This window comes from Pseudoalteromonas sp. 0802, from assembly GCF_013350085.1.
GTDB lineage: Bacteria > Pseudomonadota > Gammaproteobacteria > Enterobacterales > Alteromonadaceae > Pseudoalteromonas.
On record NZ_JABVXE010000002.1, the window covers coordinates 331,278 to 356,076 of the forward strand.

General features: G+C 41.8%; 20 protein-coding genes. 10 read left to right on the forward strand and 10 right to left on the reverse strand.

What is annotated here, in order from left to right; all coding sequences use genetic code 11:
* Nucleotides 1-359: 359 nt before the first annotated feature.
* Both HUS61_RS06315 and HUS61_RS06320 read left to right on the forward strand, forming a co-directional pair.
* On the forward strand, nt 360-1,088 hold the full coding sequence (locus tag HUS61_RS06315; protein WP_175081548.1) for a copper homeostasis protein CutC: 729 nt from the start codon (nt 360-362) through the stop codon (nt 1,086-1,088).
* Between the two features lie 2 nt (nt 1,089-1,090).
* The gene (locus HUS61_RS06320; protein ID WP_175081549.1) at nt 1,091-1,960 is read left to right on the forward strand and encodes a BadF/BadG/BcrA/BcrD ATPase family protein; all 870 of its coding nucleotides are present in this window, start codon (nt 1,091-1,093) and stop codon (nt 1,958-1,960) included.
* On the opposite strand, the gene HUS61_RS06325 is transcribed toward HUS61_RS06320, so the two are convergent.
* Nucleotides 1,957-2,682 carry an AraC family transcriptional regulator gene (locus tag HUS61_RS06325; RefSeq protein WP_054552042.1) on the reverse strand — a complete coding sequence of 242 codons (726 nt, stop codon included), beginning with the start codon at nt 2,680-2,682 and terminating at the stop codon, nt 1,957-1,959. The genes HUS61_RS06320 and HUS61_RS06325 overlap by 4 nt on opposite strands.
* 163 nt (nt 2,683-2,845) lie before the next feature.
* Here HUS61_RS06325 and HUS61_RS06330 point away from each other — a divergent pair, with 163 nt between their 5' ends.
* From HUS61_RS06330 to HUS61_RS06360, 7 genes are all read left to right on the forward strand, one after another.
* On the forward strand, nt 2,846-4,006 hold the full coding sequence (locus tag HUS61_RS06330; RefSeq protein WP_175081550.1) for a Gfo/Idh/MocA family protein: 1,161 nt from the start codon (nt 2,846-2,848) through the stop codon (nt 4,004-4,006).
* Between the two features lie 6 nt (nt 4,007-4,012).
* Nucleotides 4,013-5,065, forward strand: coding sequence for a sugar phosphate isomerase/epimerase (locus HUS61_RS06335; RefSeq protein ID WP_175081551.1), 1,053 nt, complete (start codon nt 4,013-4,015; stop codon nt 5,063-5,065).
* Nucleotides 5,066-5,099: 34 nt separating this feature from the next.
* Nucleotides 5,100-6,320: a sugar MFS transporter gene (locus HUS61_RS06340; RefSeq protein WP_175081552.1), complete on the forward strand. Its 1,221-nt coding sequence runs from the start codon at nt 5,100-5,102 to the stop codon at nt 6,318-6,320.
* A 24-nt stretch (nt 6,321-6,344) separates the two neighbouring features.
* Entirely contained in the window at nt 6,345-7,037 is a 693-nt protein-coding gene (locus tag HUS61_RS06345; RefSeq protein ID WP_054552038.1) for a DUF1080 domain-containing protein, read from the forward strand.
* Between the two features lies 1 nt (nt 7,038).
* Complete coding sequence (locus HUS61_RS06350; protein WP_175081553.1) at nt 7,039-8,718, forward strand: GMC family oxidoreductase; 1,680 nt, start codon at nt 7,039-7,041, stop codon at nt 8,716-8,718.
* 2 nt (nt 8,719-8,720) lie between these two features.
* Nucleotides 8,721-9,476 (forward strand): gluconate 2-dehydrogenase subunit 3 family protein, encoded by a 756-nt coding sequence (locus HUS61_RS06355; RefSeq protein ID WP_119852938.1) that lies wholly within the window; start codon nt 8,721-8,723, stop codon nt 9,474-9,476.
* A 68-nt stretch (nt 9,477-9,544) separates the two neighbouring features.
* On the forward strand, nt 9,545-10,375 hold the full coding sequence (locus HUS61_RS06360; protein WP_175081554.1) for a sugar phosphate isomerase/epimerase: 831 nt from the start codon (nt 9,545-9,547) through the stop codon (nt 10,373-10,375).
* Nucleotides 10,376-10,460: 85 nt separating this feature from the next.
* On the opposite strand, the gene HUS61_RS06365 is transcribed toward HUS61_RS06360, so the two are convergent.
* From HUS61_RS06365 to HUS61_RS06380, 4 genes are all read right to left on the reverse strand, one after another.
* On the reverse strand, nt 10,461-10,712 hold the full coding sequence (locus tag HUS61_RS06365) for a hypothetical protein (RefSeq protein ID WP_175081555.1): 252 nt from the start codon (nt 10,710-10,712) through the stop codon (nt 10,461-10,463).
* Between the two features lie 1,344 nt (nt 10,713-12,056).
* Nucleotides 12,057-13,187 carry a ribonuclease D gene (rnd, locus tag HUS61_RS06370; RefSeq protein WP_175081556.1) on the reverse strand — a complete coding sequence of 377 codons (1,131 nt, stop codon included), beginning with the start codon at nt 13,185-13,187 and terminating at the stop codon, nt 12,057-12,059.
* Nucleotides 13,188-13,235: 48 nt separating this feature from the next.
* Nucleotides 13,236-14,897, reverse strand: a complete 1,662-nt coding sequence (gene fadD, locus HUS61_RS06375) for a long-chain-fatty-acid--CoA ligase FadD (RefSeq protein WP_058584177.1) — start codon at nt 14,895-14,897, stop codon at nt 13,236-13,238.
* Between the two features lie 117 nt (nt 14,898-15,014).
* The gene (locus tag HUS61_RS06380; protein WP_175081557.1) at nt 15,015-15,866 is read right to left on the reverse strand and encodes an alpha/beta fold hydrolase; all 852 of its coding nucleotides are present in this window, start codon (nt 15,864-15,866) and stop codon (nt 15,015-15,017) included.
* A gap of 110 nt (nt 15,867-15,976) precedes the next feature.
* On the opposite strand from HUS61_RS06380, the gene HUS61_RS06385 reads away from it, so the two are divergent.
* Nucleotides 15,977-17,266, forward strand: a complete 1,290-nt coding sequence (locus HUS61_RS06385) for an alkaline phosphatase (RefSeq protein ID WP_175081558.1) — start codon at nt 15,977-15,979, stop codon at nt 17,264-17,266.
* Between the two features lie 84 nt (nt 17,267-17,350).
* Here the strand turns inward: HUS61_RS06385 and HUS61_RS06390 are convergent, their stop codons facing one another.
* The 5 genes from HUS61_RS06390 to HUS61_RS06410 form a co-directional block, all read right to left on the reverse strand.
* Nucleotides 17,351-17,674 carry a hypothetical protein gene (locus tag HUS61_RS06390; RefSeq protein WP_062565644.1) on the reverse strand — a complete coding sequence of 108 codons (324 nt, stop codon included), beginning with the start codon at nt 17,672-17,674 and terminating at the stop codon, nt 17,351-17,353.
* Nucleotides 17,675-17,750: 76 nt separating this feature from the next.
* Nucleotides 17,751-18,443: a tRNA (adenosine(37)-N6)-threonylcarbamoyltransferase complex dimerization subunit type 1 TsaB gene (gene tsaB, locus HUS61_RS06395; RefSeq protein ID WP_175081559.1), complete on the reverse strand. Its 693-nt coding sequence runs from the start codon at nt 18,441-18,443 to the stop codon at nt 17,751-17,753.
* Between the two features lie 10 nt (nt 18,444-18,453).
* Nucleotides 18,454-20,370, reverse strand: coding sequence for an ATP-dependent DNA helicase (locus tag HUS61_RS06400; RefSeq protein WP_054563876.1), 1,917 nt, complete (start codon nt 20,368-20,370; stop codon nt 18,454-18,456).
* A 104-nt stretch (nt 20,371-20,474) separates the two neighbouring features.
* On the reverse strand, nt 20,475-22,337 hold the full coding sequence (locus HUS61_RS06405; RefSeq protein WP_175081560.1) for a M28 family metallopeptidase: 1,863 nt from the start codon (nt 22,335-22,337) through the stop codon (nt 20,475-20,477).
* Between the two features lie 69 nt (nt 22,338-22,406).
* Nucleotides 22,407-24,602, reverse strand: a complete 2,196-nt coding sequence (locus HUS61_RS06410) for a M4 family metallopeptidase (protein ID WP_175081561.1) — start codon at nt 24,600-24,602, stop codon at nt 22,407-22,409.
* Between the last annotated feature and the right edge of the window lie 197 nt (nt 24,603-24,799).

Genomic DNA, 24,799 nt, shown 5'->3' on the forward strand with positions numbered 1-24,799 from the left:
TTTATGAGGCTTTAATTCTCAAAAAACGATTTATTGTTGTCGGTTTTTAAACTGATTATCGGTAGTTAACAGCTTGTTAAACTCAAACTCAGAATAGGGTGAGTGGTCAAAAAGTGATAATAAAAATTCGGTGAGAGATATGACAAAATCGGCGTTAGGAATATTTTATATTCATTTTTATATTTTCTTAATTATAGTTAAGCTCAGCGAATTTAAGTTAACTGGCTTAGCAAAGAAAACTTAAAATATTATGTAATTTATTGATAATAAATAATAATTTAACATCTTGCGTATTTGTTGATGACTCACAGATTGAGTAACTAAAAAATAGGTGTAATAGATATGGTAAAAACACGCCCATGAATAATGGTAAATTTCTCGAAGTATGCCTAAACGAAGGGTGCTTAAAGCAGCTTGCTAACAACATTTCGGTGGCTAGTAACTTAGGTTCAAAGCGCTTTGAATTGTGCAGTAATTTACACCTAGGTGGCCTAACACCAAGTGTTAAAGCAATTGATTGCGCTGTAAAAAGCCTGACTAATAGCGCAGAGTTAGTGGTGATGATACGCCCTGAAGCAGGCAACTTTATTGTTAGTACTGAGTGTCACCAAGTTATGCAAAAACAAATAACAATGGTAGCGAATGCGGGGGCACATGGCGTGGTATTTGGTGCAGTAAAGCACGGCGAACTTGATTTTGAGGTGATCCGCTCTTTAGTAGCCACAGCCAAACAGCATGGCCTGATGGTGACCTTTCACCGTGCATTCGATACTCTTACAAACCCGTTAAGCACACTTGATAAACTGATTAGCTTAGAGGTTGACCGCATCTTAACAGCGGGCACGCCATGGCAAAGCAGTCAAAGTGCTGTTGATGGTCTAAATCAGCTCAACACATACTTAGTGCACAGCGCTAATCAGATAGAAATTGTTATGGGTGGTGGCGTTACTTTAGAAAACGCGGCAACACTTTGGCAATTAATAAAAAACCATTCAGCCAATGCAGCTGTGCATGTACACTCATGCGTGCACAACGAAAACGGTGCAATTAACGCTGAGGCTATCAATAAGCTACTTTCAAAGGATTAAACATGGCAAGCAAAGCAACGTATTTTTTAGGTATTGATGGCGGCGGCAGTAAGTGTAAAGTTCGTTTAGAAAACGAAAATGGCTTATTGCTTAGTGAAGCCATAAGTGGCTCAGCAAACGTGGCCACCAGCAGCCAACAAAGCCAAGAGTCAATACTTCACGCTACTGAAGTTGCATTTCTTGAGGCTGGGCTTGCCTTAAGCGAGCTGAAAAACACTTATGTGCATGCAGGACTTGCCGGTGCCAATATCGACTCAGCTTACCAAGCTATGACCAAATGGCAGCACCCTTTTGCTAAATTTACCCTGTCTACAGATATGCTGATTGCCTGTAAAGGCGCACATCAACACCATGATGGCGCGGTGATTATTCTTGGTACGGGCTTTTGCGCAGGCTACCAGCAGCAAAACCAATTTAGCGAATTAGGTGGTTACGGTTTATTACTGAGCGATGGTGCCAGTGGTGGTTGGTTAGGCTTACAACTTTGCCGTAAAGCATTTGAAGTGCTTGATGGTGTTGCGCAAAGTTCAGCTGCAATAGATACCCTACTCACCGAGCTTAACTGCGACTCAAGCCAAGCGTTAAGTCAGCGTTTAATATCAGCGCGCCCGGCTGAGCTTGCCAAATTTGCGCCGCTCGTTTTTAGCCATTCTGACGATGCTTTTTGCCAGCAATTAATCAATGAAGCGTGCGCATACATTAGCCGCTATATCGCTTACTTTGAAAAACAAGGTATTGAAAACGTCACCTTAATGGGCGGCATTGCCAATGCCATCACGCCTTACTTAACTGATGCCAGTAAAGCGCATTTAACCCCCGCCCTTGCCAGTGCAGAGCAAGGGGCTATTTTAATGGCGAGAGAGGCAATTTAATCGCCTAATTGCGAGCGCATTTGTGAGGGAATTTCACCAAACAAACGCCGAAATTGTTTGCTGAAGTAACTTGGTTCAGAAAACCCACACTGGTAGGCCACTTGTGAAATGGGCAGTTGCGTTTCAATTAGCAGCTTGCGGGCATTTTCTAGGCGTACTTCGTTTATAAATTGATTAGGTGTTTTTGCTAAGTGTTTTTTAAAACGGCGCTCTAAAGCACTTACCGACAAGTGTGCAAGCTCAGCTAATTCATCAATGCTGATCTGACGATGATAATGCTCGCGAATAAATTTTACCGGCTCTTCAATTGCCCTTACGTGTGAAAGCGCTTTTGAGGTTTTTTGTAGATGTCGGGTTACTCCGTAAGTGCCAATCACATTGCCATCGTGATCTTTTAAAGCATGCTTTGATGTAGAAAACCAACCAAGCTCACCTTGTTGGGTTTGGTTAAGCTCTAAACGGTCAGTCACTATGTAGCCTTCCATCACCCGTTTATCGTCATTGACGTACTGAAACGCAAGGTGCTTTGGTGAAAAATCGAAGTCTGTTTTTAGCAATATTTGCTCCAGTGTTTTATAACCCTGATGCTCAATAAAATGCTGATTACAATGCAAGATTCTACTATCTGTGTCTTTTACCCAAAAGAGGATATCTGGCAGTAAATCAAATGCAGCAATTAGCTGATTTACGCCAGCTTTTTTTATTATTTCTTGAATATCCATCGCTTAATTTTGTCTCAATAAAGAACAGCCCTATATATTTTAAACGCCGATTTTGTTGCAGTGTCAACCGAATTTTTATTAGCGCTTATTGGTTAAGCTTTCCTATTATCAATAACATGACATTAACAGTAGCAGACGCTATTTAAATTTAGGAGCGCTTAAGATGAGCAAAGCTAAGATCCGCATGGCAATGGTAGGCGGTGGCGATGGTGCCTTCATTGGCGCTATTCATCGAATTGCAGCGCGATTAGACGGAATGATTGAGCTTGTTGCAGGTGCATTCAGTTCAGACGCACACAAATGTAAAGCAACCGGCGAACTACTTGGGCTTGATAGCAGCCGTTGCTACGACAGTTACCAGACGCTATTTACCGAAGAAGCAAAATTACCCGCTGATGAGCGTATTGATTTTGTGGCTATTGTCACGCCAAACCATTTACATTTTCCGGTCGCGAAAATGGCGCTTGAGTATGGCTTTCATGTGCTCTCAGATAAACCTGCAACGCTGACTCTCGCAGAAGCAGAGCAATTACAAAGCATCATTGCAAAGCAGCAGGTTTTATATGGGTTAACCCACACTTACACCGGTTACCCTATGGTTAAAGAAGCCAAGCATCGCGTAAAAGCAGGCGAGCTCGGCACCATACGTAAAGTGATTGTTGAGTACACCCAAGGCTGGTTATCTCAACGTGAAGACGAGGGCTCAAAGCAAGCGAGCTGGCGTTTAGACACCAGTAAGTCTGGTATTAGTTGTTGTATGGGCGACATTGGCGTGCATGCAGCTAACTTAGCCGAGTATGTCTCTGATCTCGAAATCACCGAGCTTTGCGCCGATTTAAACCATGTAGTTGAAGGCCGAGCCCTTGATGATGATGGCACTGTGCTACTTAGATTCAATAATGGTTGTAAAGGCGTTTTACTGGCAAGCCAAATTGCTGTTGGAGATGAAAACAACTTACGTCTGCGAATTTATGGCGATAAAGCCAGTCTTGAATGGTCGCAACTTGAGCCAAATAGCTTATGGCTACGAGGCCACAATCAAGCCGCAACATTACTTAGAGCGGGCGTAGGTGAATTACACCCTGACACGCAAAATGCCCTGCGCGCCCCTGCCGGTCACACAGAAGGCTACCTTGAAGCATTTGCCAACATTTACAGCAATTTTGCAGCGCAGATCCATGCATTTAAGCAAGGCGACAACGCAACAAATTCAGCATTTGATGTGCCAGGCATCAATGAGGCTGTGCGTGGCATGGCGTTTATTGAGCATGTTGTTGCTTCAGCTAAACAAGATACTAAATGGCACAAATTACAGATTGGATAATAAAGAATGAATAAAATCAAAGGGCCAGCAATATTTTTGGCGCAGTTTATTTCAGAGCAAGCCCCGTTCAATAGCTTTCAAGGTTTATGTGAATGGGCAAGCGGTTTAGGTTACAAAGCGATTCAAGTGCCAACCTCAAACCCGACTATTTTTGATTTAGAAAAAGCAGCTCAAAGCCAGCATTACTGCGATGAAGTCACTGGTATTGCTACAGAGTATGGACTTACAATTTCAGAGCTATCAACACATTTGCAAGGCCAGTTAATTGCTGTTCACCCTGCCTACGATGAAATGTTCGATAACTTTGCCGCAGAGCATGTAAAAGGTAACCCTGCAGCGCGAACAAAGTGGGCAACAGAGCAACTGATGATGGCTGCTAAAGCAAGTAAAAACCTTGGCTTAACAACCCATGCGACATTCTCGGGTTCTTTTTTATGGCATACCTTTTACCCGTGGCCACAGCGTCCACAAGGACTTGTCGAACAAGGCTTTAGTGAACTTGCTAAGCGCTGGTTACCCATTTTAGATTGCTTTGACGAGCATGGCGTGGACGTGTGTTATGAATTACATCCGGGTGAAGACCTGCATGATGGTGTGACATTTGAGCGCTTTTTAGCAGCAACCAATAATCACCCACGCGTTAATATTCTTTATGATCCGAGCCATTTTGTATTGCAACAGCTCGACTATTTAGCGTTTATCGATATTTATCATTCGCGCATTAAGGCGTTTCATGTCAAAGATGCAGAATTTATCGCAAATGGCCGCTCAGGTGTTTATGGCGGATTTCAAAACTGGCAAGACCGACCAGGGCGTTTTCGTTCTTTAGGTGATGGCCAAGTAGATTTTAAGCAAATCTTCAGCAAGTTAACTCAATATGGTTTTGATGGTTGGGCTGTACTTGAATGGGAATGCTGCTTAAAGCACCCAGAAGATGGGGCAAGAGAAGGCGCTGAGTTTATTAAAGCACACATAATAAACCCAACAGATAAAGCCTTTGACGATTTTGCCAGTGGCGCAACAAACACTGAGCGTAATAATCGAATTTTAGGTTTATAAAACCGACAACAATAGAACACACAGGACACACAATATGGACAACAATAATTATAACCGCATTGTCTTTCGGCTTTGCTGTATAGCACTGATTGTGACCTCTATGACCTTTGCCATTCGTGCTGGTATTTTGGGTCAACTTGGCAGTGAGTTTGGCTTAACCGACACCGAATTAGGTTGGGTTAATGCCATGGCATTTTTAGGCTTTCCGGTTGCGACTATGGTCGGCGGTATTATTTATAATGCCATTGGCGCGAAAAAATTAGTGGCGTTAGCGTTTATCTGTCATTTACTTGGTCTTGTTTTGACGATAACAGCTGATGGTTTTTGGGGCTTACTGGTTTCTACCTTTTTAATTGGTTTTGCCAACGGCGCTGTTGAAGCTGGCTGTAACCCACTAATTGCAGAAATGTACCCTAAAAACACTACAACTATGCTAAACCGTTTTCATGTTTGGTTCCCAGGTGGCATTGTGATTGGCGCACTTGCTTCGAATTTTATGTCGGGAGCAGGCTTAAACTGGCAATGGCAAGTAGCGTTAATTTTAATTCCTACGGTTATCTATGGCGCTATGCTGATCAAAGCACAATTTCCACGCTTTGATACGCGTACTCACTCTACCAGCAGCAATATTCGCCACTTATTTACGCCGTTATACATCTTTTTAATTGCCTGCATGACGTTTACCGCAACCACTGAATTTGGCACTCAGCAATGGATTGAGCGTATTTTAGGTTCATCGGGTGCCTCTCCTATGATGGTATTAGCCCTGATCACCGGCTTAATGGCGGTTGGTCGCTTCTTTGCAGGCCCCATTGTGCATAAGCTCAACCCTACCGGTGTATTACTTGGATCTGCCATTTGTGCAAGCTTAGGTATTTTTATGATGAGCCAAGCAGAGGGCAGCATGATTTATCTAGCAGCGATGCTTTTTGCACTTGGCGTTACCTACTTTTGGCCGACCATGCTTGGCTGCGTTGCTGAATACATTCCAAAGTCAGGAGCGCTGGGTATGTCGTTAATGGGCGGTGCAGGCATGTTTGCTATGAGTATCTGGAACCCTGTAATTGGTAGCTGGATAGATACAGCACGCTCATCGGCAGAAGCAAGTGGCGCAAGCGCAGAACAAATTGAAATTTTAGCCGGACAGGCTGTATTACAAAACCTACTGATCTTCCCAATTATTTTAATCGTCGCATTCATTGGGTTGCATTTAGTAATTAATAACAACAAACGCACCGAAAAATGTGCGTCTTAAGCAAGTAAATCGTCGAGGAACACTATGTTTAAATCTCTTAAAGCACTGACTTTAATGCTCACCGTTAGTAGCTGTGCACTCGCTAATGCGGCTGATAATCAGCTTACACAACAAGAAAAGCAAGCTGGTTGGCAGTTATTATTTGATGGCAAAGATATGTCGCAATGGCGTAATTTTAAAAGCGAATCTTTAAATCCTGCATGGGTGGTTGAAGATGGCGCTATGACATTAACCAAAGGTGGTGGCGACCTGCTTACTAAAAAGCAGTACCAAAACTTTGAATTACAGATTGATTGGAAAATCTCTACCAAAGGCAATAGCGGTATTTTTGTGTTAGCTGATGAAACCGGACAGATGATTTACTCTCATGCACCTGAAATTCAAATTATCGATAACGAAGAACACCCAGATACTGAAATTGACTCGCACTTGGCTGGGTCAATTTACGATTTATTTGCAGCACCAGTTGCGGCGCACAAACCAGCAAATAGCTGGAACCATGTACGCATTAAAATGCAAGACAACCACTTACAAGTTTGGCAAAACGGTATTAGCACCACCAGCATTGTGATTGGCAGTACAACATGGAACACCCTTGTTAAAGGCAGTAAGTTTGCAACTTGGAAAAACTTTGCAACGGCTGAACAAGGTCATATCGGGCTTCAAGACCATGGTGACAAAGTGTGGTTTAAAAATATAAAAATCAAGGAGCTATAAGATGTCTGATTTTAAACATAAGGTATTAGTTGTTGGCTCTGGTGCTGGCGGTGCAATGGCCGCATATACGCTAACTAAACTTGGCCACAAAGTGTTATTACTTGAAGCAGGTCGTAATTATGACCCGAAAACAGAAAGCCCGATGTTTCGTCGTAACAGCGAAGCACCACTTATGGGTGCAGGTAACAAAGACAAAAACTTTGGCTTTTACGATGCAACCGTTGATGGCGGCTGGCAAGTACCTGATGAGCCATACACAAGTGCTAAAGGGAGTGACTTTTATTGGTGGCGCGCACGTATGTTAGGTGGTCGAACTAACCACTGGGGCCGCTATTCATTACGCTTCAGTGAGCACGATTTTAAAGGCAAAAGCCGTGATGGTCACGGTGCCGACTGGCCATTTGAATACGCTGACTTAGCGCCTTGGTACGATAAAACCGAAGAACTTGTGGGTGTATGTGGCACCAATACAGGCCATGAAGATATGCCAGACTCGTCACCGGGTATTTTACAGCCGCCACCAAAGCCACGTGTTCCTGAGCTTTTAATTGCCGCTTCTGCAAAGAAAATGGGCATTCAAGCAGTACCGATGCATCGTGCAGTATTAACCCGCCCTAAAGATGATCGCATGGCCTGTTTTTATGCGACACCTTGTGGCTCTGGTTGTTCAATTGGTGCTGCTTTTCAAACTACTACATCGCTATTACCTATGGCAAAAGCCACTGGTAACTTAAAAGTTATTACTGATGCCATGGTTAAATCAGTCAAAGTTGATGAGCAAGGTAAAGTCACTGGCGTAACTTATGTTGATAAACACACGGTAACCGAACATGCTATTGATGCCGATGTGGTTATCTTAGCCGCCAGCGCCTGTGAATCAGCGCGTATTTTATTAAATTCAAAGAATAAAAAGCACCCAAAAGGCCTTGCTAACTCAAGTGGCCAAGTAGGTCGAAACTTGATGGATTCGACGGGTGCATGGTTAGGTGCGCAAATTCCGGCACTTAAAGGTCGCCCACGTTATAACGAAGATGGACATACCGCTAATCACTTATTTATTCCTTGGTGGGGTCATCAAGCACAAGCTAACAATGAATTAGATTTCCCACGTGGTTATCACTTTGAAATTGGCGGTGGCTTTAGACAACCAGGCTCGGGTGTATCGGGTGATAAACAAGGCTATGGCCCTGCCCTTAAACAGCAAATTCGTGATGCATATGGCTCTTACGTTGGTTTTGCGCTGCGTGGCGAGATGTTACCGAACAAAGATACCTACATGGAAATTGACGAAAACGTTAAAGACAAATGGGGTATTCCGGTATCAAAGTTCCACTTTAAGTGGTCTGACAGAGAATTAAAGCAAATCGAACATGGTTTAAAAACTGCGAAGCAAATTCTAGAAAACATGGGTGCGACCGTTGGCGAACTCCCGCCTGCTGAAAAAGCAATTTCAAAAGGTGGTGAAATCATTCACGAAGTGGGCACCACACGAATGGGCAGCTCAAAGAAAGACTCTGTCACCAATCAATGGGGTCAAACATGGGATTGTAATAACCTATTTGTGATGGATGCCGGTGTATTTGCTTCTAACCCTCATAAAAACTGTACGCTCACCATCATGACACTGGCAATGCGTAATTCAACTTGGCTTGCTCAACAAATTGATAACGGGGTACTTTAATTATGCATCATCGTAACGAACACGACTCATATAACTATGTTTCAAACATGAGCCGCCGTGAGTCTTTAAAATGGCTTGGTCTATTAGCTGCAGGCTCGGCGATTGGTTTAACTGCTGGCTGCACAAAAGCACTAGAAGATGACGTTGCAGTCTCTGCAAAAGAGCATTGGCCTGATTTAGATATCAAGCCTGTAACCGCTAAAGGCTATGGTCAAGATCCAAATTTAGTGATGCCACCAGAATCACCTTGGCCGCTAACCTTAACAGCAGACGAACTCACGTTAGTAGCGCTTTTATCTGATTACATTGTACCGCGCGAAGGGGCTATACCTTCAGCCAGTGAGCTACAAGTACCGGCCGTTATTAATGAATGGGTGAGCGCGCCTTATGAAGGCCAACAACGCGATAGAATTAAAATTTTAAATTCATTAGCGTGGCTTAACGATGAAGCACAGCTTCGTTTTAAAAAGCAATTTGTTGCACTTAATGAAAAGCAACATCGCGCGATTTTAGACGATATTGCGTTTTTAAACGAGCAAACACCTGCTCAATTTCAGCGCATTGGTAAAGCCTTTTTACGCTTTAAAGAGTTAGTGCTTGCTGCCTTTTTCTGTACGCCAGAGGGCTGTAAAGACATTGGCTACCTAGGCAATGTGCCTATTGCAGGTGATTACCCTGGCCCTTCTGATGAAGCAAAAGCCCATTTAGATCAGGTTTTAGCTGAGCTTGGTCTGAGCGAGTACGCCTATACCGATTAACTTTCCCCCTTGTGTTATTTGTAACACAGTGCAGGGGGTCAGCCCCCTGCTTTTTTTAGGATTGAAGTATGTTTAAAACCCGCATTTTATTGCTCATTATTAGCCTTGTATTTAGTGGTCAATTATTCGCAAAACTGCCAGTGAGTGTACAGCTATGGTCAGTCAAAGACACCTTAAAAAATGACTTTCATGGTACGCTTAAGTCTCTTGCCGAAATGGGGTTTGACGGCGTGGAGTTTGCCGGAGACTTTGGCCCATACTCAAATAATCCAGCAGCCTTAAAAGCAAAGCTCAGTGAATTAGGCTTAGTTGCCAGTAGTGCCCATATAGGCTTTGATGTACTCAGTGAAAACACTATTGATAGCACCCTGCTGTTTTACAAGACCCTTGGCGTTACTACACTTTATGTACCTTGGGATGAAAGAGCATGGCACCCTGTGGGAGTTAAATCTCTGGTTAAAGAGCTTACTAAGGTCAGTGATTATGCAACTCGCTTTGATATGAAGATCGGTTTTCACAATCATAATAAAGAGTTTAATGCATTTAATAACGCAACGTTTTGGGATTACATTGCCACTAATACCCCCAAAACCATGCCATTGCAGTTAGATATTGGCTGGGTCAATTACGCTGCTAAAGATCCAATCTACTTTATTAAAAAGTACCCTAACCGCACGCTTGCTACGCACATTAAAGTACGTACAGTTGAGGGTAGCAACATGAGCCCTATTATCGGCGAAAACAACATTGATTGGCCTGCCATCATCGATACTTTAGAGTCGCACGGCAACACCAAGTGGTTAGTGCTTGAGCAAGAAGAATACCCAAACGGGTTAACCCCACTACAAAGCGTTGCTAAATCAAAACAAAACTTAGATAAGATTTTACTTGGTTTGTAGGGTTATTTTAGGAATGAGCTTGCTTTAAACACGTGAGTTCATGACTTGGATTTAATTTGAATAGTCGTTCACTCATAGCTCTTTATTAGGGTTCATCTTGCCAGGAGCTATTGCCTTCAGAACGTTTTGCAAAGCTTTCTGGTTTCCTGATTGGTTTATCTATACTTTTATAGAATATCAAGATTCCCGCTCCACCTATGACAGGGAGTAACCAAACCAGCACTATTTGTGCTACTTTTTGAAAAGTTTCAAAATCATTTCTTTTATAAATTACTATACTAATCAATATATTGAACAGTACCAGTAACCCCAAGCCAGCTAGTGCATAGTTTTCCATATATTAATCCTATTGATGCCAAAAACACACTGTGGAAACGACCGAATGACGGCTTAAATTGTTTGTTATGCGCTTTAAAACAAACAGCTAATCGTCCTTTCTTCGGTGTTTAAAGATAAATCGCCCAAATTGAAAACATAAAACTAAAAATACAATGAGAAAAATGAGTCCATTTGCCCACTCCGGCACAAACTCAACAATCTTCGGAGCAATGAATTTAAGAATACCGAAAACTGCTACGATGAGAAGAATGAATGCAGTCCCTTTCACTAAAGCGCTCCTAAATTTCCGTTCTATGCATCTGTTTATATTTTAAAAATACCAACGCGAAAATTAATTGCGGGAATATCCTTAAATGTACCACCCATCTCGCATAGGGACAAAAAGGATGGCTATATTAACAAGCGGGGACGATTCACATTCTTTAATCCCAGCATGTTCCTCCCAATCTACAGCGGTTTGTTATGTGGCTTACCTCTTTGATATAGTTTTAACAAATTACTTAAGGTATTGCTATCACAAGTTTTTTAAATCTTTTATGTAAAGTTAAATACATTAATATGCTCGCGTCGATCATTTTCATAAAAATATATGCAAAGAACAGCTTGGCCATTTCAATGACTCATAATCCTTAATGAAGATATATAACGTGGCTTATTCTACCAACCTATTTTACATTTATTATTATATCTTTCACCGTTCAATATCTTATTTAATTTCAACAAACTAAATAAAACACAGCATTAAAAATTAATAATAAAACATTAAAAACAGCTTTTACTTTCATTTTTTTGGCAGATTGTTTTATCTAAGTAGCGAAGTACTATATTAAAAAAGCCTCTCAGGGACTGAGAATGAAAGTATTGAATTTAAGGAAGAGTTCAGAGAAAAGCACAATTGCGTTCCTCGTGACTTTAGCTGTTTTAACATTGTCTATTCTAAAAGCGACATCCCAAAAGCATCCGCTCTATGAGCTACTTTTGCTGGCTTTTATGCTTACATCGTTAGTCATTACTTTTTTGGTATTGAGCAGTAAAAATGAGCTGACTATATGTCGTCACGGTATTTTTTATAGCTCAGCGTTTGGGAGTGTTCATATTGAGCCAAACAAAACTAAACTAATTAAACAATACTCTAAATATGGCTTTAATTGTGTGGTAATCATTGGTCATGGCTATTTTATATTCGCGCCATTTTATTATTTAACATCGAAACAAAAGCAACGATTAAAACGATATGATAATAACTTACTGCATTGGTTAGAGGTTACGCGTAAACGCAGTAAGTTTCAGGGCTTTTAGTACGAATACAAAGCATACAAAAGCCCTTTAAAAAGTTAGTTACTTAGTTTTGCCACTCTTTAAGTACGTCTTTCACATACTCATAGCGCCATGAGTTAAACAGATCTGGCTTTGATGCAGCTTTACGCTCATCGGCATCGAGCTTCCAATTCCAGCTGATCAGTTGGTTAATCTGTTTTTTAGAGGCCAATACATCTTCAGGAATACCCTGCTCTTTTGCAGCTTTGGTAATTTTTTGTTTAATATCTTTAGCCGCTTTTTTGTATGCCGGAAAATCGATTAAACGTTTTAGTTGTGCAGGTTGTTCGCTAACAGGAACGGCTTTACCACGCTCAATACATTTTAAAATTTCTACGCCTGAACGGTTAACTTCCATTGGTTCAACACCTGGCACTCTGCGTAACGCATTTAAACTTGCAGGCTTGCGCTTAGCAATTTCAACCATGTTGTGCTCTTTTACCACGAAGTTAAGCGCGAGGTTTTTGCGCTCTGCCTTTTCACGGCGCCATGCGGCAAGTTCGCGCAATACAGCTAAGTCGTGCGGTCGTAATTGCCAAGCATTTTTAATATCTTTGTAAAGCTGCTCTGCAGGTGGTTGGTAAGCACGTTTTTGCGCGACTAACTCGCTTTCGCTGATCACAATGTCAAAAAAGCCTGCTTCATCAATTTGTTCTTTAATAATTTCAAAACAAGGCAGTAAGTGATACGTATCAGCAGCGGCATAATCTAGCTGCTTTTCTGTGAGTGGGCGCTGTAACCAGTTCGTGCGCGATTCACTTTTATCTATTTCGATATCAAGTAACTCTTTAACCATGTGGGCAAAGCCCATGCAGTTTCCATGACCTAGTATTTGTAGAGCAAATTGGGTATCAAACAGCGGTGTTGGTACAAAGCCAGCGTATTTTTGAAACACTTCAATATCTTCTGACGGTGAATGCAATACTTTTAACACCTCTGGGTTTTTAAGTACTTGCCAAAAATCAAAAAGCGACAACTCAGCCAGTGGGTCGATTAACGCTAAATGCTCACCATCGTATACTTGAATAAGTGCAACTTCAGGGTAAAGCGTACGACGACGCATAAACTCGGTATCAATTGCCAGTACCGGTTTTCCTGTTATTTTTTCTACAAAATCATTTAATTGATTTTGCGTTTCGATCAGTTGATATTGCACTTATACCCCTTTCTTTACCATAAAAAAGCCGGCTAATGCCGGCTTTAATTATTTTTGTTCGTCCTTTAAGGCTCTTCTTAGAATCTTACCAACGTTTGTTTTTGGTAGTTCATCTCTAAACTCAACGAGTTTAGGCACCTTATAGTTCGTTAAATTATCACGACAGTGCTTTATTATATCTTTTTCAGTTAAAGATTGATCTTTTTTCACGACAAAAACTTTAACTTGTTCGCCACTGACCTCATGAGGGATACCGATTGCCGCTACTTCAAGCACGCCATCGTGCATAGCAACAACTTCTTCGATCTCATTTGGGAACACGTTGAAACCAGATACGATAATCATGTCTTTCTTACGATCAACAATATAGAAGAAGCCTTCATCATCGTAAGTTGCAATATCACCTGTTGCAAACCAACCGTCTTTTAAGCACTCGGCTGTTGCATCTGGGCGGTTATAGTAACCTTGCATAACTTGTGGGCCTTTAACCCAAAGCTCGCCTGGCTCACCTTTCGCTGCTTCTTCACCATTTTCAAGCATAAGCTTAATATCAGTGCTAGGAGCAGGTAAACCAATTGAACCGTTATAACCTTCAAGGTCGTAAGGGCTAACAGTTACAAGTGGTGCACACTCAGTTAGGCCATAACCTTCCATTAATTTGGTTTTTGTTACAGCTTGCCATTTTTCAGCAACTGGACGCTGTACCGCCATGCCACCGCCAAGTGACATTTTTAGGCTTGAGAAATCAAGTTCAGCAAAACCTGGGGTATTTAGTAAACCGTTAAATAGCGTATTTACACCCGTTACAGCAGTAAATTTGTGTTGTGCTAACTCTTTTACAAAGCCAGGCATATCACGAGGGTTTGTAATAAGTACGTTTAAACCACCGTATTTCATAAATGTTAGGCAGTTCGCAGTCAAAGCAAAGATGTGATAAAGCGGCAGTGCTGTAATAACCACTTCTTTTCCGCGATCTAAAACGTTATCTAGACAACCTGAAACTTGTTCAAGGTTACCAACCATGTTGCCATGCGATAGCATTGCACCTTTAGATACACCGGTTGTTCCACCTGTGTATTGCAAAAATGCTAAGTCGTTTAAATCAACATCTGGCTTTTTATAGCTCGCTTCGTTACCAGCAAGTGTATCGGCAAATTTGATTACATTTGGCAATGAGTAGCTAGGCACCATTTTCTTAACGTGCTTAACCACAAAGTTAACGATGTGCTTTTTAAGGCCGCCCACCATGTCACCTACTTGGGTAACCACAATGTGCTTAACGTTGGTTTTTGGTAATGCTTTTTCTAGGGTATCGGCAAAGTTAGCAAGAATGAAAATTGCTGATGACTCTGAGTCATTTAACTGATGCTCTAATTCACGCACGGTGTAAAGTGGGTTTACGTTCACCACTACACAGCCTGCACGAAGAATACCTAAAATAGTAACAGGCGTTTGCAGTAGATTCGGCATCATCACCGCTACTTTATCGCCTTTTTTCAGACCAAGATCATTTTGAATGTACGACGCAACACGTTTTGTAGCACTGTCTAACTCACTATAGGTCAACACTTTACCCATGTTGGTAAAGGCTGGAAGGTCACTATAGTCAGCAAAACTTTTTTCAAACAAGTCGAGTAGCGAGTGATAATGCTCAGGGTCGATTGTTTCAGGCATACCTTCTGGGTAGCGTTTAAGCCAGATTTTTTCCACTCTTAGCTCCTGTTTATAATTATATTTTTTAATAACCTTAATCTAACTAAGGCCGTTTCTCAATGGAGTAAATACTCTAATGGTGCAGATAATCCCACATTTGGTGCAATTATACAATTAACTTGCTTTATACTGCCCAATAAATGCATGAATGTGTTCTAAGGTTAATGCAGGACTTTGCATATGGCAATGGTGACCTCCAGGTATCTCATGAATTTTTAACTCCTTGTAATATTTACCATATGCCTCTAGGTTATCTCTAACAAAAGGATACCCCTTATCCCCTAAGATAAGCTGACATGGTGCGGTAATTTGTTTGATGGTTGCAATACATTGCGCCTCATCAAAGCGAAATCCTGAGTGATTTTTAAGCTTAGGATCGGTTGTTAAATACCACTTCCCTGCTTTTTCGTAACTATTTCTTGTCATTAATAGCTCTGCTTGTGGGTATTCAAGGTCGCCACTTGCAAGCCTTGCACTAATAATGTGCGCTATTGAGTCAAATGCACGAGGGCCTTTGCTGTTTACCCGCGCTCTATTTAATATCGCTTTACGAAGTTGGCTGCTCATTTCATTACTGTTGGTTGTAACGCAGCCAATTCCCTCAATAAAGTTTACCGATGCCACCTTTTCAGGAAAGCAGCTCGCAAAAACACCAGCGACCATGGCGCCCATAGAATGGCCAACTAAATGCACTTTCGTTACATCAAGTGACTCAATAAACTTGTATACATCATCAACATAATCAATAAAGTAATAGTGGGCGTCACTGCTTCGCCAATCAGATAAACCATGGCCAGGAAAATCAAGGCAATACCAACGCTGGTTTAACTGCGCGTTTTGTAACATAGGTATGTAACTATGTGCGTTATCAAGCCAACCATGTAAGGCAATCACAACCTCTTCGCCATGACCAAAGGTTAGGCCATGCATTGCCTGAGTGCCAGTTTGAAAAGAAAAAGGTTGCACAATTGCTCCTATTTATTAAGCGTTTCAACTTAAAGGCGTTTATTTATCGTCTGGCTAGTATACAATAATCCTCGCAGTATAAATAAGGGCACAATAATAAGGTTACATCAATGAAATTAAAATTAAGTCTTTTAGCATTATTATGCTCAGCAGGCTCAGTAATGGCTGAATCAGCACCAAAAAACATCATTTATATGATTGGTGATGGTATGGGCCCGGCGTACACAACTGCATATCGTTACTTTAAAGATGATCCAAATACTAAAGTTGTTGACCCAACTGTTTTCGATACTATTTTGCGTGGTATGGCACATACCTACCCTGATGATCATACCTATGTAACAGACAGCGCAGCGGGTGCAACAGCTCTGAGCAGTGGTCATAAAAGTTATAATGGCGCAATTGCCGTTGATACTGATAAAAAACCAGTAAAAACTATGCTTGAAGTTGCTAAAGAGCGTGGCATGACAACAGCACTCGTAGCTACTTCGCAAATCAACCACGCTACACCAGCAAGCTTTGCTTCGCACAACGAATCACGCCGTAACTACGACGAAATTGCTAACGACTATATCGATAACAAAATCGCGGGTAAATTACCGGTTGATTTAATGCTTGGTGGCGGCACGAAATATTACGTTCGTGAAGACCGTAACCTTGTAGAAGAGTTTAAAGCGGCTGGCTATCAGTACAGCGATGACTTTGCAGCAATGAATGACTTAAAGCAAGTTCCAGCGCTTGGTTTATTCGCTGAAGTCGGTTTACCGTTTGCGCTTGACGAAAATCCAACGCGCCTTACGCAAATGACAACGAAAGCACTTGATTTACTTGATGGTCAAAACGACAAAGGTTTCTTTGTGATGATCGAAGGCAGCCAAATTGACTGGTGTGGTCATGCAAACGACATTGCATGTGCAATGGGCGAAATGGATGACTTTGCTAAATCAATTGAACAAGCAAAAGCGTATGTAGATAAAAACCCTGATACCCTGCTTGTTATCACTGCCGATCACTCAACAGGTGGCTTAACACTCGGTGCTCATGGTCAATATAAGTGGGAAACAGACGTGATTAAAGGTGTTAAAGCAACAGCTGGCACTATCACAAAAGATCTACTTGAAAGCGATGACTTAAAAGCAGTATGGCAAAAGTATTCTGATATCGAATTCACTGATGCTAACAGCATTAAGCTAAGCGAAGCTAAGAAAATGGGCGAGAAAGCACTGCTACTTGCTGTAAAAGATATTATCAATCATGCCAGCTTCACAGGTTGGACTACTGGCGGCCACACCGCTATTGATGTACAAGTGTTTGCCTATGGTAAACGTGCTGAAGATTTCTACGGTTCGCAAAACAATACTGCGATTGCCGACAAGCTGATTGATTTTATTAAGCAGTAATTTATATTGAATATTGTCCAATCATAAAAAAAGCCTAAACATATTGTTTAGGCTTTTTTTTATGAATTCAGTATTAGCAATTAGCTAAGCATATACATCAACGCCAATAAGGCTTTGCACTTCAGCGCGGCGCTCTAAGTTAGCAAATTCCGTATAGGTTGAAATAGCGCGACTGGTTTTTGGGTTGCTTGGTTTATCATAAATTGTTTGCTGATAGCTTTGCGACTCAGCTTTAAATTCATCAGCAATAGCAACAGCTTGAGGGCTTGATTTAACATACTCTGTTGACGATTTTTGCTCAGCCGTTTGGTCTGATATCGCTTTAGGCTTATCAGTAACGGTATTTTTACGGCTATATTGACCGGGAATGTCACCGGTATAAAAGCCTGAGCCAATAGGTAAAGTCAAACTCGTAATTCCACATTAAACATGATTAAATTATGTGCCATAACTGACTGGCACGCAAGTCCCGTTACTCTCTCAGTTACTCTCGGCCTGGTAGCTTTTTCCAAGTCACTGTATCACGAACATATTTAGGCTGTGCATTGGCTGCAGTCACTGTATCACCGTGAGCATAAGCAGTGGCAACCGAGGCCAGCATGTACTTTGCATCAGGCAGTAAAATGTTTTCATTTAAGCTTACATTTGCCAAATCTGTAACAAGTGCAGGATAGGTCTGCCAACCCGTACCCACCGCTGCCGCCGTTGTTTCAGGTAACGTTAGCAACTCAGGTTTAATGACTTGCTCTTCATCAACAAGCAGCATTAAGCCATTATCATCAGCTTTATAATGAGCGTAATAAATCTCACCCATACGTGCATCAATGGCAGAAAACACATCGCTGGCTTGGTCTTGTTCAAACGCTTGTTGCGCCATCATCTGCAATGTTGATACGCCAACCAAAGGTAAGCGTGCGGCATAAGCTAAACCTTGTGCAATCGCAACACTGATACGCACGCCCGTAAAGCTACCTGGTCCTTGACCAAAACCAATTACATCTAAGTCGGTTAGTTTACATTGCGCCTTTGCGAGTAACTCATCAATTAAAGGCAAAATCTTTTGGCTGTGCTGCTGAGGGCACTCTTCAAAATGATGAAATGTTTGCCCTTGATAATGTAGCACCAGCGATAAAGCTTCAGTTGATGCATCTAAGGCAAGAATATTGTGTTTAATCATCTAAGTTACTCTAATTGATCTGTTCTAAAAACGCGTTTGCCATTGCTAAGTCGCGCGTGCGGCGCATGGGTGGCAAACTTTTTAAAAATACTTGGCCGTAATGGCGTGTTACTAGGCGGTTATCGCAAATAACCAGCACACCTTTATCTTTACTATCGCGAATAAGTCGCCCTACCCCTTGCTTTAATGCAATGACCGCTTGGGGTAATTGAATATGTGCAAATGGGTCTTTGCCTTGTAACTGGCAATCTTGCATTTTTGCTTGCAATAATGGGTCATCAGGTGCGGCAAACGGCAATTTATCAATGATAACACAACTTAATGTGCTGCCTCTAACATCTACGCCTTCCCAAAATGAGGCTGTGCCGAGTAAAACGGCATTACCGTGACGGGTAAACTTCTCAAGGATAATGCGTTTAGACATTTGCCCTTGCATATAAACCGGATAATCCATTTGTGTGGTTAAACCTTCAGCCACTAAGTGCATCATACGATAGCTAGTAAAGAGCACAAAGCAGCGACCTTTTGCTGATTTAATCAACTCAAGGGTCAGCTTGATAATAGCATGAGGCATATTATTCGCATGAGACTCAGGTAAGTAGCGTGGCAAACAAAGTAGTGCTTGTTGTTGATAATCAAACGGACTTTCAACAATCATGCTTTGCGTTGGCTTTAAGCCAAGGCTAGCGTTAAAGTGTTCTAATTCATTATCGACCGATAAAGTCGCCGATGTAAACACAAAACCTGCTCCTGTGTCTTTCATCATTTGTGCGAATTTAGCCGATACATTGAGCGGTGTAATGTTTACCGTTAGGTATCGGCGAGTGGTTTCGTACCAATAACTATAGCCCGTTTGTGCGGTATCAAATACCCGCTCTAACTGACCTTTAAAGGCCAGCGTACGCTCAAACGGATGCTCTATTTTTTCGCTACGGTCTAAGCATAACTTTAATACTTGGTATAAAAAGTCGAGGTCGCTAATGACCCGGTGCAGTGCTGCACAAATATCTTTATCAGCCAGCTTTTCACGCCAATCACCACGGCTACCATCAACCCCAAACTGCAAGCGTAAATCTGCCACGCTAGTTTCTAACTTGTTGAGAGTTTTGCCTAATTGCAGCATATCAGGGATATCTGCACGGTAAATTGCTCGTAAGTCATTAATTAAATCCACCAGCTTTTTGGTGCTAACACTTTCACCAAAATAGTCACTGGCAATTTCACTGAGCTGATGAGCCTCATCAAAAATATAGGCGTCTGCAGTAGGCATTAATTCAGCAAAGCCTGTGTCTTTTACAGCCATATCTGCAAAGAATAAATGATGGTTTATCACCACCACGTCAGCTTCCATGGCATTTAAGCGGGCTTTACGAATATAGCAATCTTGAAAATCGGGGCACTCTTTACCCAAACAGTTATCAGCAGTTGAGCTAACATAAGGCAGTACTTTGGCGTCTTCTTCTATGCCGATACAATCTGCCAAATCGCCCGAACGGGTTTCACTTGCAAACTTTGCTACCATCGCTAGTTGATGCATTACATCAGGATCATCTGTTGGCACATGCGCAACATGCTGACTTAAACGATAGGTACACAAATAATTCGCGCGGCCTTTTAAAAGGGCGACTTTTTTAGTGGCGCTCAGTGCTTTGACTAAATTGGGTAAATCACGGTGAAACAACTGCTCTTGTAGTGCTTTTGAACCCGTAGAGATGATGGTTTTGCCTTTTGATTTTAATGCAGGCGCTAAGTAAGCATAGGTTTTACCCGTGCCTGTGCCCGCCTCAACCACTAATTGGTGACGTTTTTTTAAGGCATCATCAACTGCAACAGCCATGTCAATTTGTGGCTGCCGAGGAGTATATCCATCAAGAGAAAGTGCAAGGGGGCCAGTGGCACTGAAAAGTTGTTTGATAAACTTCGCCAATAGATTAAAAGTGATGGGCAGATTTTACGTAACTGACTTGCCAAGGGCAAGACTAAATGAGGAAGCAAGGCTTCCTCATGGTTAAAAGTATGATTGCATTTAAATCATTGTCCTTGAATCGTTAATGTCACGCCTGATGCAGCTCGGTAACCCTGTAAATCTATGTACCAAGTTCCACTTTGTGGGTTATCAAATTGACAACTTTCTTCGTTACCATTTTTGTAAGGCCGACATAGATAATTTGAACTTGTTGACGCTGAGCCATAGTTAACATACAAATCTGCATCGCCACTACCGCCAGTAATCGTCATCGTTAAATTACTAAGGCCTGCTGGTATTTGTTGAGTAAAGCGCTGCCAACTACCGGTAGCGACACTCACGTTTGTCTCAGTTCGATCAACGTTGTCGCCGCCACCTGAGGTGCTATAACTTCCCGTGAGTGACACATTCGAAATCTCATTCCACGCTTCAACCATGACATGATACGTGCCAGTTTGAACTGACGACATCACACAACTTTCATTACTTGTAGAGGTTGTGCTTTTACAATCAAAGTCCTGTAAGGTCGGCTTACTGCCAAATTTAACGTATAAATCGGCATCACCGGAGCCCCCCTCAGTTACAAACTCAAGGTTACTGCTCATTGCGGGTACATCAAGTGTAAAGAATAACTGATCTTTTGCTGCGCCCGCCAAACCCGTTTTAGCTACGCCATTTTCAAGCTGATTAGTCGGCTCAGTTACCACATCACCAGCGTTCTTTGCCATTTCAGCAACATAGCTCACTGCCAATTTTGCAAATTTACTGGCGTGAACCGCATCAAATTGGGCATCATTTGATGTGTGGATCAAAGGGTTAATGTCACTCATTGTTGATTCAAATGGCATTGAGGCGGCAAACCCTTGTTGATACCAAGAGGCATGATCTGAGCAGCCATAACCACATTGATCAAAGCCATAGCTCACTGAGGGCTGGTAAGCATCGAGCAACTGCGATAAATACTGATTTTGCGACGAGTTTGTGTAGTCCGTCATCATCACAATATCTGTGCTACTGCCGTTATTACCAGTCATATCAAACTGCACCATGCCTACAACATTCTTACCCAGTGTTTTATAACTTTGAGCAATATCTTTTGAGCCCCTAAGACCCACTTCTTCAGCGGCAAACCCCATAATTTGAATGGTTCGCTGAGGTTGGTAGTTATTTTCCACTATTGCTTTTAGGGTTTGTGTGAGCACTGCAATACCCGAGGCATTATCATCTGCACCAGGAGCACGACCATTACTTGGATTAGACTGATTGATTGAGTCTAAATGACCACCAATAATGACAATTTCATCTGCTTTTTCTGCACCAGGAATGGTCACAATAACTGATGATTGAGAAAAGCTATGGTTAAAATACTCAACAGTTATATCACTGCGGCTACTGGCTATTTGCTGCCAATGGCTCTTTAACCAATCAGCTGCATCAACACCACTTTGCACTGAATAATATCGGTTATGAAAGTTCATCATGCTATTAACCGTATCGCTCAGTTCACTACTATCAATCGATGATAGTAGCGCATTAACTGTCGCGGCATTATCAATACTGTAATTAACAAGGCTCGCATTCATTGTACCTTGCGAAACCGCATTTAATTGCTGAGTATAGAGCTCTGCATCTGCTAATGAGTCATGGGCTACAAAACCACCGCAGCGATGATAGTTATCGTGCATAAACTCACTTAACCCAGCGATATCCTGCTTGTTAACGCGCATAAAATTAACTTGATTCAAAGCCGATTTTTTCATCGCAAAATTGCTGTTTAATTTACGTTTACTCAGTGTATCTTGTTGAAAGTGCTCTGCAGCAAGGGCATCAATGGTGACCCAAATTGTTTCGTCTTGCGCTGCATAACTTAGTTGGCTCAGTGACAGTGTGGCAAAGCCCACTAGGCACTGTGTTAGGCGGGTTGTCATAATCAATCCTTTTATGATTTGCATTTTAATGAAAATAAAAAAGGGAGCCGAAGCTCCCTAAAAGGGTGGCTAGTTAGCCGAAATGGTGAGTGTTACACCACTTGCAGCGCGATAGCCGCGAAGGTCGATATACCAAGTACCCGCTTGTGGGTTTGTAAATGTGCAAGTTTCGCTATTGCCGTTTTTATAAGGACGGCAGTCATAGCTAGATGTTGTCGATTGTGAACCAAAGTTCACATACAAGTCAGCATCACCAGAGCCACCAGAAATAGTCACATCAAGTGATGAATAACCCGCATCTAGCTCTTGCGTGAAACGAGTCCAGCTATTTGTGCCAACACTTAAGTTAGACTCAGTACGGTTTATTGGTGTTACACCACCACCGCTGCCCGAATCAAAGCTACCTGTAAGTGATACACCAGATATTTGATTCCACGCTTCTACCATTACGTAGTAAGTACCCGCTTGTACATTACTGATAGCGCAGCTTTCTGTGCTAGTAGATGAAGTACTTTTACAATCAAAGTTGCTCAGTGTTGGTTTTGCGCCATACATAACGTAAAGGTCTGCATCACCACTTCCACCTGTTGTATTGAATTGTAAATTCGTTGCGTCTGCTGGTACTTCAAGAGTAAAGAACATTTGATCTTTCGCTGCACCACTGATCCCTGTGCGAGCAACACCATTAGTTAGCTCTTCATCACCGCTTGGAGGTGGCTCAGTTGTGCCACAGCTACTACCCGCACTTAAGCTTGAAGTCACACCAACCGCCGCAAGAGCCGCTTGAACATCGGCTGGGTCATAGCTTAAATCACAGGCTGCATCCATCACGCCGTTACCTGCTAAATCCCAATTTGTGCTGGCAGTCCAGTAAAGTTGGTTAGCGCGCGCCATCACAACAAACGCCTTTTGCGTATCCCAGCCAGGTGTGGTTGCAAGGTTATAAAATGCCTTGTTGAATACACCTGAGCTGTAGTGCACATCCATACCAGAGTAATAGTTGTTTTGATGATCAATTGAGCTGCCATCTTGGGTAGGGTTATTCATGTAACGTAATGCACCGTTACCTTTAAATATTTCCTGACCCACTAACCAGTCATTTGAGCCCTTCATGTAAAACTCGGCCGCTTCACCTGCCATATCAGAGAACGCTTCATTCAAACCACCTGATTTACCAGAATAAACGAGGCCTGAGTTTTGCTCGGTAAAACCGTGGCTTACTTCATGTGCTGATACGTCAAGACTTACCAGTGGATAGAAGGTATTTTGACCATCACCAAAGGTCATAGCACTACCATCCCAAAACGCATTTTCGTAATTACTGCCATAATGAACGCGCATTTTTAATTGGAAAGTTAATGGTGCAGTGCCTATCCAATCGTTATACATATTAAAAATTACGTTACCGAAATAATGCGCATCATTTAAAGGCGAATACGCACCGTTAATTTCTTTAAAAGTATTTTCAGGACATGTAAACGAATACGCTGTTGAACCACTTGTACTACCATTTAAGTTAATAGTTCTTACATTGGCGTTATTCATCGTACAAGTATTGCCAGACTGAGTAACATCGAGGCTGTCAAAATCAGTACCATAAATGTACTTACCCGTTTTTAAGTTACCACCTGGGCCTGTTGCACTGGCATGTTGTAAGTTATCGAAGCTAAATAAAACTTCACCGCTGTTGGCATCAATAATTTGATACGGACGAGATGGGTTATCGCCATAAGTCACATAAGATACTTCATACACTAGGTGTGCAACGCTGTCTTCATCTAGCCAAATAGCTAAACGTGACTGTTCATTATGCTTTTTTAACCCAACCGATTTAATTGCAGCAGGTGAATTAGCAAGGCCTTTCGCCATTGCTTTTTTCTTGTTAAGTGCCGGAGAGACTGAGTCGATGTCTGCCGCAATGTCATACACCGCTGCACCATGTGCACGTTTTAATTGGCCATTATCATCAAATGTTAGGCTAACCGTATCGCCGATAACAGGTAGACCTTGATACATTTGTTGATAACGACGCGTAGTATTGCCGTTACTGGTTTTGATTTCTTTTAATACAACTAAATCATTCCCTGCACCTAAACCAACTAACTGATTTGGATTTGCACTCAATACTGATGATGCATTGGTTTGCAAAGCTTGGTTAATCCCTGTTTGTTCGTTTAGGTATTTCTTGTTCGCAGCTACTGCACTTGTTGCTTGAGTCAAAGCAAAAGCAGCAAGAGTTGCTAATGTGATTTTAGATAAATTCACGTTTACGCTCCGTTAGATTGTTATGTATTTAATATTTTCCTAGTAACCGGACTGCACTGTTCCCGATTAATGACCAGCCTAGATTGAATGGAGCGAAATTAAAAATGAAACAAAAAATTTACAAATAAAGTATTAGCTCTAAATTAAAAGTTCCTAAATAACAGTAGGATACCAAATTTAAAGTTTATTAATTGTTA